Consider the following 13,380-nt stretch of genomic DNA (forward strand, 5'->3'; position numbering starts at 1 on the left):
ATGAATGGGGGGCGCAGCGGGCGGAGGTGCGGCGCGGCCAGCCTGGTGGCTGCGCGCCATGCGACCCACCCGGTGGTGGCCAACAGCAGACAGACCGCCCCGGTGCGCCCTGAGTTCCGGAACCCGGCGAAACCGGGATGGACGGTCGCACGCCGCGCCGGCTGCGGCCTGGCGCGCGGACAGCAGAAAAAAAGATCCCCCGGCGCTGGCGCGGCGGGGGATGTAAACGCCGGCGCGGGGGCGCGCCGGTCGAGGTAGACAGCGGGGGATTACAGGCGGATCAGCACCGACTTCACTTCGGTGTAATGCTCGATGGCGGCGGCGCCCATCTCGCGGCCCAGGCCGGACATCTTGTAGCCGCCGAACGGCAGCGCCGGGTCCAGGGCGCTGTGGCAGTTGACCCAGACCGAGCCGGACTTGATCTTCGGGATCATCCGGTGCACCGCGCCCAGGTCGTTGGACCAAATGCTCGCCCCCAGGCCGTAGGGGCTGTCGTTGGCCAGGCGCAGGGCGTCGTCGATGTCGTCGAAGGGCATGGCCACCAGCACCGGGCCGAAGATTTCCTCCTGCACCAGCGGGTTCTTCTGGTCGACGTCGACGATGACCGTCGGCTTGACGAAGTAGCCGGGGCCGAACTGTTCGCCGCCGCAGGCGATGGTGGCGCCTTTCTCGCGGCCCAGCTCGATGTAGTTGTGCACGCGCTGCTGCTGGCGGGCGGAGATCAGCGGGCCCATGTCCACGCTCGGGTCCAGGCCGTTGCCCAGTTTCATGCCGTTGGCGATGCCGGCGATGTCGGCCACCACGTTGTCGAAGTGCTTGCGCTGCACGTACAGGCGCGAGCCGGCGCAGCACACCTGGCCCTGGTTGAAGAAGATGGCCTGGGCGGCGCCGGCGGCGGCGCTGTTCAGGTCGGCGTCGGCGAGGACGATGGTCGGCGACTTGCCGCCCAGTTCCAGGGTCACGCGGGTCATGTTGTCCATGGCCGCCTTGCCGATTTCCTTGCCCACGGCGGTGGAGCCGGTGAAGGTCAGCTTGTCCACCAGCGGGTGGTGGGTGAGGGCGGCGCCGGCGGTGATGCCGGTGCCGGTGACCACGTTGAACACGCCCGCCGGGTAGCCGGCTTCCAGGGCCAGCTCGGCCAGCTTGAGGGCGCTCAGCGGGGTTTCGTCGGCCGGCTTGAGCACCACGGTGCAGCCGGTGGCCAGGGCCGGGCCGAGTTTCCAGCAGGCCAGCAGCAGCGGGAAGTTCCAGGCGACGATGGCGCCGACCACGCCCACCGCCTCGCGGCGGATGAAGCCATGGAAGTCGTCGTTGGGCATCAGCGGCATCGACACTTCGACGCTGGAGCCTTCGATCTTGGTGGCCCAGCCGGCCATGTAGCGGAGGAAGTCGATGCCCAGCTGCACGTCCATGACGCGCGCCACGGCGGCGCTCTTGCCGTTGTTCAGGCATTCCAGTTCGGCGAGCAGGTCGGCGTCGCGTTCCATCAGGTCGGCGAGCTTCCACAGCAGGTTCTGCCGCTCGCGCGGGCGCATGCGGCTCCAGGGCGAATCGTCGAAGGCCTGGCGCGCGGCGCGCACGGCGCGGTCGACGTCGGCGGCGCCGGCGGACGGCACCTGGCAGAGCACTTCGCCGGAGGCAGGGTTGCGCAGGTCCATGAGGGCGCCATCGGCGGCACCGGTCCAATCGGCGCCGATGAGCATCTTCGGCGCGCGCTGCAGGAAGGCGCGGGATTCGGGCTTGATGGGCAGGGAAGCGAGCATTGCGATTGCCTCTTGTTGAGTTGTCGAGGCGGCTATCGCAACCGCTATGCCAACGCGGTCGATATTATTTAAGTATTTGATATTTATATTAATATTCTCAGAATGGCTAGGCGTGCCCCGGCGTCACTGTCGCAGCTTGCGACACTCCTGAGACACCCGGGAGCGCGACGGCCCGCGCATGGCGGGCCGTCGTGGTCGGGGCCTGGATCAGGTGTGGCCGATGTCGCGGTCCTTGGTCTCGGGCATGAAGAAGATGCCGAGGATGGCCGTCATCACCGCGATGACGATTGGGTACCAGAGGCCGTAATAGATGTCGCCGGTGGCCGCCACCATGGCGAAGGCCACGGTGGGCAGGAAGCCGCCGAACCAGCCGTTACCGATGTGGTAGGGCAGCGACATGGAGGTGTAGCGGATGCGCGCCGGGAACAGCTCCACCAGCCAGGCGGCGATCGGGCCGTAGACCATGGTCACGTAGATCACCAGCACGGTCAGCAACAGGAGCACCGCCAGGTGGTTGATCTTCGCCGGGTCGGCCTTCTCGGGGTAGCCGGCCTCCTTGAGCGCGGCGCCCATCTGCGCGGTGAAGGCCTCGGACTGCGCCTTGAAGTCCGTGGCGGCCATGCCGGTGCCCTCGAAGCTGGCGATGACCTTGTCGCCGATGTGGATCTGCGCCACCGCGCCGGGCTCGGCCTTGAGGTTCTCGTAGGGGATGGCTTTCTTCGCCAGCAGGCTCTTGGCCAGGTCGCAGGAGCTGACGAATCTGGCCTTGCCCACCGGGTCGAACTGGAAGGAGCAGGCGCCGGGGTCGGCGACCACCGTGACCGGGTTCTTCGCCTGGGCGGCGAACACGTCGGGGTTACCGAACTCGGTCAGGCCCTTGAAGATCGGGAAGTAGGTCAGGGCGGCGAGGATGCAGCCGGCCATGATGATCTTCTTGCGCCCGATGCGGTCGGACAGGCTGCCGAAGAACACGAAGAACGGCGTGCCCAGCAGCAGCGAGCCGGCGATCAGCAGGTTGGCGGTCTGCGCGTCTATCTTCAGGGTCTGCAGCAGGAAGAACAGCGCGTAGAACTGCCCGGTGTACCAGACCACCGCCTGCCCGGCGGTGCCGCCGAGCAGCGCCATGATCACCACCTTGAGGTTGTTCCAGCGGCCGAAGGATTCGGTCAGCGGCGCCTTGGACGAGGTGCCTTCCTCCTTCATGCGCTTGAACACCGGCGACTCGGAGAGCTGCAGGCGGATGTACACCGAGATGGCCAGCAGCACGATCGACAGCAGGAACGGAATCCGCCAGCCCCAGGCCTCGAAGGCTTCGGTGCCCATGGCGGTGCGGCAAGCCATGATCACCAGCAGCGAGAGGAACAGGCCGAGGGTCGCGGTGGTCTGGATCCACGAGGTGAAGAAGCCGCGCTTCCCCTTGGGCGCGTGCTCGGCCACGTAGGTCGCCGCGCCGCCGTACTCGCCACCCAGCGCCAGGCCCTGCAGCAGGCGCAGGCTGATGAGGATGATCGGCGCCGCCACGCCTATGCTGGCGTAACTGGGCAGCATGCCGACCAGGGCGGTGGACACGCCCATGATGACGATGGTGATGAGGAAGGTGTACTTGCGCCCGACCAGATCGCCCAGCCGACCGAACACGATGGCGCCGAAGGGGCGCACCGCGAAGCCGGCGGCGAAGGCGAGCAGGGCGAAGATGAACGCCGTGGTCTCGTTGACCCCGGCGAAGAAGTGCTTCGCGATGATCGCCGCGAGCGAGCCGTACAGGTAGAAGTCGTACCACTCGAATACGGTGCCGAGGGAGGAAGCGAAGATGACCTTGCGCTCCTCCTTGGTGATGCCGCTGTGGGGCGTGTTGCCCGCGGCCGGGCTGTAGGTCTGCGCCATGTTCTTCTCCGTCTTGTTCTTGTGCTAGGCCGGAGTGCTTCACCAGTGTTGCCGTACTCGGGCCCTGGGGTTGAATCAGCGGAACACGGATTGCGCGAAGCGGGACTGCAGGCAGGCTTCGCCCTGGCCCGGCAAGGCGGGTGGGCCACCCCTAAGCATAAACGCCGCGGGACGGATATCCACTCGCCATCATCGCGGCCGCCGAGGGGCTTGTCTCAGGCCGGGCAGGGTGTCGCGATTTGCGACGATACTGTGACCGCGAGGTTTCCATTCGCGCGCGCCAAGTGCCTGTGGCGCAAGGATTTCGCGGTCCTGGCATGCAATGTGTAGCGACTCGCCGGCCGCTCCGCCCGCCGCGTCAGACGGCGTGGCGCGGAGCGGCTCCAAGGAGGCCCGAGTTGAACAAGAGGAAGTCCATTCCCGCGTTTTCCCCCGTCCCGCTGGCCCTGTGCGCGGGCGCCGTGAGCTGTCTGCTGTTATGGGGGCTGCCGTTGCTGGGCAACGCCTGGCTGTGGGCGGCGGCCGCGCTCAGCACCTTCGGCGCGCTGCGCGCCGAAACCCGCCGCTACACCTGGCCGCTGGCCCTGGGCGCGCTCTGGGGCGCCTGCCTGGCGCTGGCCCTGCACCTGTACGCCGACCACTTCCAGCTGCGCTACGCCTGGCTCTACAGCAGCGCCGCGCTGCCCGGCTACCTGAAGTTGTGCAACCTGTGGGGCGGCGACGAGGGCACGGTGCTGCTGCTGGCGACCTTCTGCCTGAGCATCGCCAGCGGCCAGGCCGGGCAGGGCGGCTGGAGCGGGCGTGTCGGTGCGCTGATGGCCGCCTGGTACGCCGCCACCTCGGCCTGGCTGGGGCCGTTCTCGGCGACCCCGGCGCAGTGGCTCGCGGCGCAGCCCAGCCAGGGCATGAACGCCCATCTGCAAACTTTCTGGATGGCTTTCCACGCGCCCCTGGTGCTGGCCGCCTACGCCTGGGCGCTGGCGCCGGCCGGGGCGGCGCTGGACGCCCTGCGCGGCAACGCCACGGCCTACAGCGCCCTGGCCCTGCGCTACGGGCGGCGCGCCTGGTTGGTGCTCAGCGCCGGCATCGGCGCCGGCATGGCCTGGGCCATGGAGGACTTCACCTTCGGCCAGCTGTGGCACTGGGACCCGGTGCAGACCTCGGCCTTCGTGGTCTGGGCGCTGCTCGGCGCGGTGCTGCACGGCGCCCGCCGCTGGCGCGCGGACGGCGCCAACCGGCGCCTGCTGCCGCTGCTCAGCCTGCTGGCGGCGGCGATGGCCTGCGGCGCCATGGCGGTGACCCGCAGCACGGTGCTGGCCAGTTCGCACCGCTACATCGGCAGCACCTCCTGGCTGGCGCACCTGGGCCTGGCCGCCGCGCTGCTGGCGCTGGCCGTCTGGGCCGCATTGCGCGGCGGTGCGGCGGCGCCGCGCAAGACCCGCTCGGACTGGACCCTGGACGTGGCCATCTACCTGTTCGCCGGCAGCGCCCTGCTGGCCCTCGGCGCGCTGCTGCAGGCGCATCTCTACGAGTGGCTGGGGCTGGAGCGGCCCGACGAGCTCAAGCCGTTCTTCGAGACCCTCGCGGCCTGGGCCGGTACCGAGGAGATGCACAGCCTGCGCCGCGCCTTCGACCAATGGGACGTGAACGGCTACGGCCTGGCGCGCTGGCTGCTACCGCTGCTCGGGCTGCTCGGCCTGGTCGGCGGCTACAGCTTCCTGCGCCGCTGCGGGCGGCCGCGCCTGGGGCTGGCGGCGACCCTGGCGATGGCCGTGGCGATGCTGCTGGTGGGTTGGCGCGGCGGCTGGCTGAGCGCCGGCTACAGCGGCGAGGGCATGCTCTCGCAGAACGTCGTGGTGGTGTTGCCCTGGCTGGACGCGGCGCTGCTGGGCGGCGTCTTCCTGCTGGCCAGCTGCGCGCTCTGGTGCGTCCTCAGCCTGTGGCGCAGCCGGCGCCTGGGCAACCTGCGCTACAGCGGCGGCGTGGCGCTGATCCACGGCGGCGCGGTGGTGGCGCTGGTCGGCGGCCTGGCGGCCACGGCGCTGAACACCTACCTGCAGGTGACCATTCCCGCCGACGCCTCCTTCGAGCAATGGCGGCCCCTGGCCAACGGCATGCAGATGCGCGTGTTGCCCGACGGCACCCAGCGCAGCTATTCCGGCTACCGCTCGCTGGCCAAGGTGGAGCTGCGCGAGGGCGGCCACGAACTGGAGGGCCACGCGCTGTTCCAGGACAGCCGCGGCAACCCGCCCGCCTACCAGGGCCCGGTGCGTCAGCTGTGCGAGATTCTCGACTACCACTACGCGCGCTTCGCCTCCGACCGTGGCTACGTGCTGCACCCCTTCATCATCCGTGGCTGGCTCGGCGACCTGCAGGTGTGGGTGCCGGCCTCGCCACGGCTGATGGGGCAGAAGGGCGAGGCGATCGAGAGCCTGGTGGTGATCCGCCGCTACCCGCTGCTCTCGTTCGTCTGGCTGGGGTTGGGTTGCATGCTGTTCGGCGCCTTGCTGCTGCCGGGCGCGGGCGCTTCTTCCAGGCGCGTCCATACTGGATCGCAGGCGCGTCTCGACGGGCTGTCTCAGAGTTAGACAGCAATCGCGAAATTAGACGCGCCAACGTGTCGCAGGGTGTGCCGGATGTTCGTCGAAAGCCTGATTCGACGGGGCTTCCAGGGTAGTGGCACACAACCTGCTAAACAGCTTGGGAGCTAGACGGAACCAGCTGTTCGCCCAGCGGTGGGCGCAGAACAATATCAACAAGAAATACCGAGGAGGCCTGATCTTGAAGCTGATACGACTTCGGCATTACCTGGGCGCCGGAACCCTCGCTGCGATGGCCATGGCCTTGCAGCAACCGGCCCACGCCGCCGATGGCCAGACCATCATCAACGCCAAGTGCATGGCGTGCCACACACCCGAAGGCAACAATTCCCTGAGCCGCATCAGCCACCAGCGCAAGACGCCGGAAGGCTGGCTGATGAGCATTGCGCGGATGCAGGTGATGTACGGCCTGAAGATCAGCGACGACGAGCGCCGCTCGGTGGTCAAGTTCCTCGCCGACAAGCAGGGCCTGGCGCCCAGCGAGACCGACGGGGTGCGCTACGCCATGGAGCGCCGGCTGAACACCGTCGAGAAATTCGATACCAACTTCGAGCAGATGTGCGCTCGCTGCCACTCGGCCGCGCGCATCGCCCTGCAACGTCGCCCGGCGGCGGAGTGGGAGAAGCTGGTGAACTTCCACCTCGGCCGCTGGCCGTCGCTGGAGTACCAGGCGCTGTCCCGCGACCGCGACTGGTTCGACCTGGCCAAGAAAGAGATGGTCCCCGAGCTGGCCAAGCGCTTCCCGCTGGACAGCCAGGCCTGGAGCGACTGGCAGAAGAACCGGCCGAAGGCCGAGACCTTGGCCGGCGAGTGGAGCTTCGCCGGGCATATGCCGGGCAAGGGCGACGTGGCCGGCAGCATGAGCGTTTCCGGCGGCGCCGACGACCAGTTCAAGGTCAGCGTCAAGGGCCAGTACGCCGACGGCACCCCGTTCAACGGCGAGGGTAGCGCGGTGCTGTACAACGGCTTTGAATGGCGCGGCAACGTCACCGTCGGCGACGTGACCATGCGCCAGGTGTTCGCCGCGCTGAAGGGCCAGATGCAGGGCCGCATGTTCGACAAGGCCCACGACGAGCGCGGCCTGGACTTCGTCGCCGCGCACAGCGGCACCAGCCATGTGCTGGGCGTGCAGCCGGCGTACCTGAAGGCCGGCAGCGAGACCGAGGTCAGCGTCATCGGCAGCGGCCTGAAGGGCAAGCCGTCGTTCGGCAAGGGCGTCGAGGTGGTCTCCGTGGTGTCGGAAACCCCCGAGCGCGTGACCGTGAAGGTCAAGGCCGACGCTTCGGCCGCCGCCGGCGAGCGCGAAGTCAGCGTCGGCAGCGTCAAGGGCGGTAGCCTGGCGGTGTACAAGGACATCGCCGAAGTGAAGGTGGTGCCGGAGTTCTCGGTGGCGCGCATCGGCGGCAACGGCGGTTCCACGCCCAAGGTCCAGGGCAGCTTCGACGCCGAGGCCTGGGGCAAGGGCGCCGACGGCAAGCCGTTCCGCATCGGGGTGTTCCCGGCCAACTGGACGGTGGAGCCCTTCGACGACCGCGCCAAGGAAGACCAGGACGTCAAGTTCGCCGGTGTGATGGACGCCGCCAGCGGCGTGTTCACCCCGGGCGACGCCGGCCCCAACCCCGCGCGCAAGATGATGACCAACAACGCCGGCAACCTGAAGGTGATCGCCGCGGTGGACGACGCCGGGCAGACCCGCACCGGCGAAGGCCACATGATCGTCACCGTGCAGCGCTGGAACAACCCGCCGATCCCGTGATTTCTCGCGAAGAATCGCGGTTCGGATGAACTGATCGCATGAACCCCCGCCTGCGGGCGGGGTGTCCCAAGCAAGTTCCGGGAGGTCGCCATGGGCGCCATCTTGAATCTGGTCGAGCGCAACCTGCATGAAGTGCAGGTGGACGCCGACCGCCTGTTGTTCCACATCCCCAGTTCCTCGCTGTTCGCCAGCGACGAGCTGACCGGCGGGATCATCGACGCGCTGCGCGGGCACGCCTGCTCGCCGGCCGAGCTGACCCAGCGTCTGAGCGGGCGCTTCGGCGCCGAGGAAATCGACGAGACCCTGCGCGAGCTGATCGCGCTGGAACTGGTCAGCGACGGCTCGCCGCTGACGCCGGAAATCGGCATCAAGAAAGTCGACCGCACCGCGCTCAACACCGTGGTGCTGAACGTCAACACCGGCTGTAACCTCAGCTGCACCTACTGCTACAAGGAAGACCTGGACAAGCCCTCGGCCGGCAAGAAGATGGGCGCGGACACCGCCGAAGCCTCGGTGGAGATGCTGCTCAAGGAATCGCCCGACGAGAAGCGCTACACCGTGGTGTTCTTCGGTGGCGAACCGCTGTCCAACCGGCCGCTGATCGAGCACATGGTGGCGTACTGCGAGCGCCGTTTCGGCGAGCTGGGCAAGCAGGTGGACTTCGTCATGACCACCAACGCCACGCTGCTCACCGAGGAGATCGCCGACTGGCTGAACGCCCACCGCTTCGGGCTTTCCATCAGCATCGACGGGCCGAAGACGGTGCACGACCGCAACCGCATCACCGTGGGCGGGCAGGGCACCTATGACGTGGTGCGGCGCAAGGCCGACATGCTGCTGTCGCGCTACAAGAGCCGTCCGGTGGGCGCGCGGGTGACCCTGACCACTGGCGTCACCGACGTCGAGACCATCTGGGATCACCTGTTCAACGAGATGGGCTTCGCCGAAGTCGGTTTCGCCCCGGTCACCTCCGGCGACATCAGCAGCTTCAACCTCACCGGCGAAGAGCTGCAGCAGGTGTTCGCCAACATGAAGGCGCTGGGCCGCCGCTACCTGGCGGAAGCGCTGGAGGGGCGCAACATCGGCTTCTCCAACCTGCACCAGTTGATCACCGACATCCACGAAGGGCAGAAGAAAGCCCTGCCGTGCGGCGCCGGGCTGAAGATGCTGGCGGTGGACCACAAGGGCGAACTGAACCTGTGCCACCGCTTCACCGGCTCCTCGCTGCCGACCTTCGGCAACGTGCACAACGGGGTGAAGCAGGCCGAGCTGAACGAGTTCCTCTCGCAACGCCTGGACCGCACCGACACCGGCTGCGCCAGCTGCCGCATCCGCAACCTGTGTTCCGGCGGCTGCTACCACGAGAGCTACGCGCGCTACGGCGACCCGGCGCACCCCACTTACCACTACTGCGAACTGATGAGGGACTGGGTGGACTTCGGCATCGAGGTCTACAGCCGGATCATGGCCTCGAACCCCAGCTTCATCGACCGCCACATCACTCCGCGGAAGGCGCACTGACATGAAGCATCTCAAAGCGATCAACAATAAGGCGCAGCAGCTGGAGCAGGCCGCCGCCGAGGACCGCATCGAGGACGTGGTGGCGATGAACTCGGTCGCCGGTTGCGCCTCCACCACCGACCCGGGCTGGGAAATCGACGTGTTCGGCGGCGTGTCGTCGCTGTGCCAGCCGATGGAAGCCGACCTCTACGGGTGCTCCGACCCCTGCTGGTGGCCGGCGCAGGTGCCGGACATGATGAGCACCTACCAGGACTGGAACAAGGACGCGCAGGCCTCCGCGGAGAACTGGCGCAACCTCGGCACCGTATTCCCGGACGACAAATGAGCGGACAGAAGAACAAGAGGAAGAACTGCATGTCCAGAAAAGCATTCGCCGCCGTCCTGGGCGGAATCATGGCCGCCGGCGCGCTGCAGGCCTACGCGGCCGACGAAGGCAAGGCCCTGGAGGCCGGCCACGAGTACCTGGTCACCACCAACTACCCGGACAACCTGCACGTCATCGACATGCAGTCCGACAAGCTCTTCAAGACCTGCAAGGTCCCCGGCGCCTATGGCCCGGGCGTGATCCAGCTGTCGCCGGACAAGAAGATCGCCTACGTCCTCAACAACCACTACGCTGACATCTACGGCGTGCAGCTGGACGACTGCAAGGCGGTGTTCCACGCCACCATCGCGCAGCAGCCGGGGGAGAACGCGCGGTCGATGTTCGCCATGACCGTGAGCCGCGATGGCAAGGAGGTCTACGCCATCGCCAACCCGACCAAGATCCTCGCCGAGCACTACGAGGTGCAGCCGCCGCGCCTGCAGGTCTACGCCGCCGACGGCGGGATGGACGCCAAGCCGATCCGCACCTTCCCGGCGCCGCGCCAGCTGACCATCATGCAGATGGCCGACGACGGCACCCTGTACGTGGCCGGCCCGGACATCTACAAGGTCGACGTGAAGACCGGCAAGTTCGACGTGGCGATTCCCAGCCGCAACTGGAAGCGCCCGAACTACTCGCCGCCGGACGTGCTCTACGTGTGGGACCAGCAGACCTACAGCCGCGACTTCCTGCTGCTGTACACCACCGCGAAGTTCAAGGACGCCAAGCAGGACCCGGCCACCGCCGATTTCCTCTACGGCTACTTCAGCGTCAACCTGGCCACCGGCAAGACCGAGACCACCGATTTCGGTCCGGTCACCGAGGTGTACTTCAGCGCCATGCGTTCGCCGAAGGACTCCAACCTGATCTACGGCGTGCTCAACCGGCTGACCAAGTACGACATCAAGGAGCAGAAGCTGCTGAGCGCGGCCAACCTCGACCACTCGTACTACTGCGTCAACCTGAACAAGGCCGGCAACAAGATCTACCTGAGCGGCACCCTGCACGACATCGCCATCTTCGATGCCGACAGCCTCAAGCCCCTGGGCAAGATCGAGCTGCCCGGCGGCGACATGGCCATCACCAACAGCCAGGCCTTCATTCGCTGAAGGCGCGTGGGCGCCGCCGCCCGGCGGCGCCCACCTGGCGCGTCAGGCGCCGGGGTCGACGACCTCCGGCTCCGCTTCCTGCTTACTCAGATAGCGCTGCGCGCCACAATGGCTGCAGCGTTGATGCAGCATCAGCGTCTCACCCACGCGGGTGAGCGCCCCCTCGCTCCACTGGCACCCCAGGAAAAAGCAGCGCAAGCGCATGTGACCTCCCGTCGGGCGTCGGCCCGAGCGTAGAACAGGCAGAGTGGGTTGGGATCGCCCCGGCTTGTTCTTGTCTGGTGACGGTCGCCGCCAGCATCCGCCGGGCCCTCTAGAATCGACAATCTAATCCTGGCCGGGGTCGATGGACGGACGTGGCGGCGCTCCCGCGCGCCGTTGGTCGTCGTTGTCGAAAGGGCGTTGACAGATAAAATTATGAGCATAATATTTCCATCAAGAAATGACGGTTGTAATTCAAAGGCCGCCATTCGGGACGCCATCCAGGCGTCCATATCCCACTCGACGCAAGGCCGGCACGGCTGGCCCACTGGAGATGACCATGAGTTCGAACAGCACGCTCGGCCGCGCCCTGATCACCGGCGCTTCCTCGGGTATCGGCGCCACCTACGCGCAACGCCTCGCCGCCCAGGGCTACGACCTGCTGCTGGTGGCCCGCGACCAGGCGCGCCTGGGGCAACTGGCCGAGCGCCTGCACGGCGAGTTCGGGGTGGACGTGGCGGTGCTGCCGGCCGACCTGACCCGCCGCGAGGACCGCGCCCGCGTCGAGGCGCGCCTGGCCCGGGACGCCGACATCAGCCTGCTGCTGAACAACGCCGGGGTGGCCATCAACGGCACCCTGGTGGACACCGACCTGGACCGCCTGGAAAGCATGATCGAGCTCAACGTGATCGCCGTGGCGCGCCTCGCCGGCGCCGCCGCCAAGGCCTTCAGCGCGCGCGGCCGGGGCACCATCATCAACGTCGCCTCGGTGCTGGCGCTGGCCCCGGAGCTGTTCAACGGCAGCTACAGCGGCACCAAGGCCTTCGTGCTCAACCTGAGCCTGTCGATGCAGCAGGAACTGGCCGCGTCCGGCGTGCGCGTGCAGGCGGTACTGCCGGGGGCGACCCGCACCGAGATCTGGGACCGCTCCGGCGCCGGCATCGAGCACCTGCCCGAAGCCATGCTGATGGAGGTCGGGCACATGGTCGACGCGGCCCTGGCCGGCCTGGCCCAGGGCGAGGCGGTGACCATCCCGGCGTTGCCGGAAGCCGCCGACTTCCAGGCCTACACCCAGGCCCGGCAGAAGCTCGGGCCAAACCTGTCGCTGCGCCTGCCGGCCGAGCGCTACGGCGTGCAGCTGGGCTGAGCCCTTCGCGCAACACGCGACGCCCCGGCCCTGGCCCTGGCCGGGGCGTCGCGTTTGTGCTTCATCGGACCTGTCGCTCCAAATGACGTCGCCATTTCGGTCGATTGACCGGCCCCGGTATATGCCTAGGATCGAACGCCCATCGAGGGTGCCTCCGCGCGTTGCGCGAGCCCCGTATTTCGAATGACAGGGCCAAGGCGGCCGGAGGATAGGCGATGAGTACGAACGACAAGAAGGGGCGCGCATTGGTGACGGGCGCTTCGGCGGGCATTGGCGCCACTTACGCGCAGCGCCTTGCCGCCCAGGGCCATGACCTGCTGCTGGTGGCCCGCGACGCGGCGCGGCTGGAGGCCCTGGCGAAGCGTTTGCACGCCGAGCATGGCGTGGATGTGGCGGTGCTGCCGGCCGATCTGACCCGCCGCGAGGACCTCGCCCGCGTCGAGGCCCGCCTGGCGGAGGATGCCAGCATCGGCATGCTGGTGAACAACGCCGGGGTGGCGGTGATGGGCGGCCTGGCGGTCACCGATCCGGACCAGCTGGAGCGGATCGTCACCCTCAACATACTGGCCACCATGCGCCTGGCCAGCGCGGCGGCGCGAGCTTTCGCCGCGCGGCGGCAGGGCACCATCGTCAACCTCGCGTCGATCCTGGCCCTGGCGCCGGACCCGAACAACGGCGTGTACAGCGGCAGCAAGGCATTCCTCCTCAACCTGACCCTGTCCATGCAGCAGGAACTGGCGCCGTTGGGCGTGCGCGTGCAGGCGGTGCTGCCCGGCGCCACCCGCACCGAGATCTGGGAGCGCTCGGGGGTCGATGTGCCGGAAGATATCCTCATGGAAGTCGGGCACATGGTCGACGCGGCCCTGGCCGGCCTGGCCCAGGGCGAGGTCGTCACCATCCCGGCGCTGCCCGACATGGAGGGTTTCGACGCCTTCACCCGCGCCCGCGAGAGCCTGGCGCCGTACCTGTCGGGCCGCGTGCCGGCGGCGCGTTATGGCGTGCGGGTGGATTGAGCCGCGCCCGCGATTGCTGGAT

Annotated in this window: 10 protein-coding genes; 7 read left to right on the forward strand and 3 right to left on the reverse strand. The window is 68.0% G+C overall.

Features of this window, described 5'->3' with window-relative positions; genetic code table 11:
* Nucleotides 1-269: 269 nt before the first annotated feature.
* A complete protein-coding gene (locus P3W75_RS05485) occupies nucleotides 270-1,763 on the reverse strand; it encodes an aldehyde dehydrogenase family protein (RefSeq protein ID WP_276226347.1) in 1,494 nt (497 codons plus the stop codon).
* A gap of 207 nt (nucleotides 1,764-1,970) precedes the next feature.
* Nucleotides 1,971-3,647 carry an MFS transporter gene (locus P3W75_RS05490; RefSeq protein ID WP_276226348.1) on the reverse strand — a complete coding sequence of 559 codons (1,677 nt, stop codon included), beginning with the start codon at nucleotides 3,645-3,647 and terminating at the stop codon, nucleotides 1,971-1,973.
* 398 nt (nucleotides 3,648-4,045) lie between these two features.
* Between P3W75_RS05490 and ccsA the strand changes: the two genes are divergently transcribed.
* From ccsA to peaD, 5 genes are all read left to right on the forward strand, one after another.
* Complete coding sequence (gene ccsA / locus P3W75_RS05495) at nucleotides 4,046-6,235, forward strand: cytochrome c biogenesis protein CcsA (RefSeq protein ID WP_276226349.1); 2,190 nt, start codon at nucleotides 4,046-4,048, stop codon at nucleotides 6,233-6,235.
* A gap of 244 nt (nucleotides 6,236-6,479) precedes the next feature.
* Nucleotides 6,480-8,003 carry a quinohemoprotein amine dehydrogenase subunit alpha gene (gene peaA / locus P3W75_RS05500; protein WP_276226355.1) on the forward strand — a complete coding sequence of 508 codons (1,524 nt, stop codon included), beginning with the start codon at nucleotides 6,480-6,482 and terminating at the stop codon, nucleotides 8,001-8,003.
* Nucleotides 8,004-8,093: 90 nt separating this feature from the next.
* The gene (gene peaB / locus P3W75_RS05505) at nucleotides 8,094-9,524 is read left to right on the forward strand and encodes a quinohemoprotein amine dehydrogenase maturation protein (RefSeq protein WP_276226350.1); all 1,431 of its coding nucleotides are present in this window, start codon (nucleotides 8,094-8,096) and stop codon (nucleotides 9,522-9,524) included.
* A gap of 1 nt (nucleotide 9,525) precedes the next feature.
* Nucleotides 9,526-9,849: a quinohemoprotein amine dehydrogenase subunit gamma gene (gene qhpC, locus P3W75_RS05510; protein WP_276226351.1), complete on the forward strand. Its 324-nt coding sequence runs from the start codon at nucleotides 9,526-9,528 to the stop codon at nucleotides 9,847-9,849.
* A gap of 68 nt (nucleotides 9,850-9,917) precedes the next feature.
* Nucleotides 9,918-10,997, forward strand: a complete 1,080-nt coding sequence (gene peaD, locus P3W75_RS05515; RefSeq protein ID WP_276226356.1) for a quinohemoprotein amine dehydrogenase subunit beta — start codon at nucleotides 9,918-9,920, stop codon at nucleotides 10,995-10,997.
* A 42-nt stretch (nucleotides 10,998-11,039) separates the two neighbouring features.
* On the opposite strand, the gene P3W75_RS05520 is transcribed toward peaD, so the two are convergent.
* Nucleotides 11,040-11,201 carry a PSPA7_2676 family Cys-rich small protein gene (locus P3W75_RS05520; RefSeq protein ID WP_276226352.1) on the reverse strand — a complete coding sequence of 54 codons (162 nt, stop codon included), beginning with the start codon at nucleotides 11,199-11,201 and terminating at the stop codon, nucleotides 11,040-11,042.
* Between the two features lie 337 nt (nucleotides 11,202-11,538).
* Here P3W75_RS05520 and P3W75_RS05525 point away from each other — a divergent pair, with 337 nt between their 5' ends.
* On the forward strand, nucleotides 11,539-12,345 hold the full coding sequence (locus tag P3W75_RS05525; protein WP_276226353.1) for an SDR family NAD(P)-dependent oxidoreductase: 807 nt from the start codon (nucleotides 11,539-11,541) through the stop codon (nucleotides 12,343-12,345).
* A gap of 215 nt (nucleotides 12,346-12,560) precedes the next feature.
* The gene (locus P3W75_RS05530; protein ID WP_276226354.1) at nucleotides 12,561-13,358 is read left to right on the forward strand and encodes an SDR family NAD(P)-dependent oxidoreductase; all 798 of its coding nucleotides are present in this window, start codon (nucleotides 12,561-12,563) and stop codon (nucleotides 13,356-13,358) included.
* Nucleotides 13,359-13,380: the final 22 nt, after the last annotated feature.

It is taken from the genome of Pseudomonas citronellolis, assembly GCF_029335315.1.
GTDB lineage: Bacteria > Pseudomonadota > Gammaproteobacteria > Pseudomonadales > Pseudomonadaceae > Pseudomonas > Pseudomonas citronellolis_A.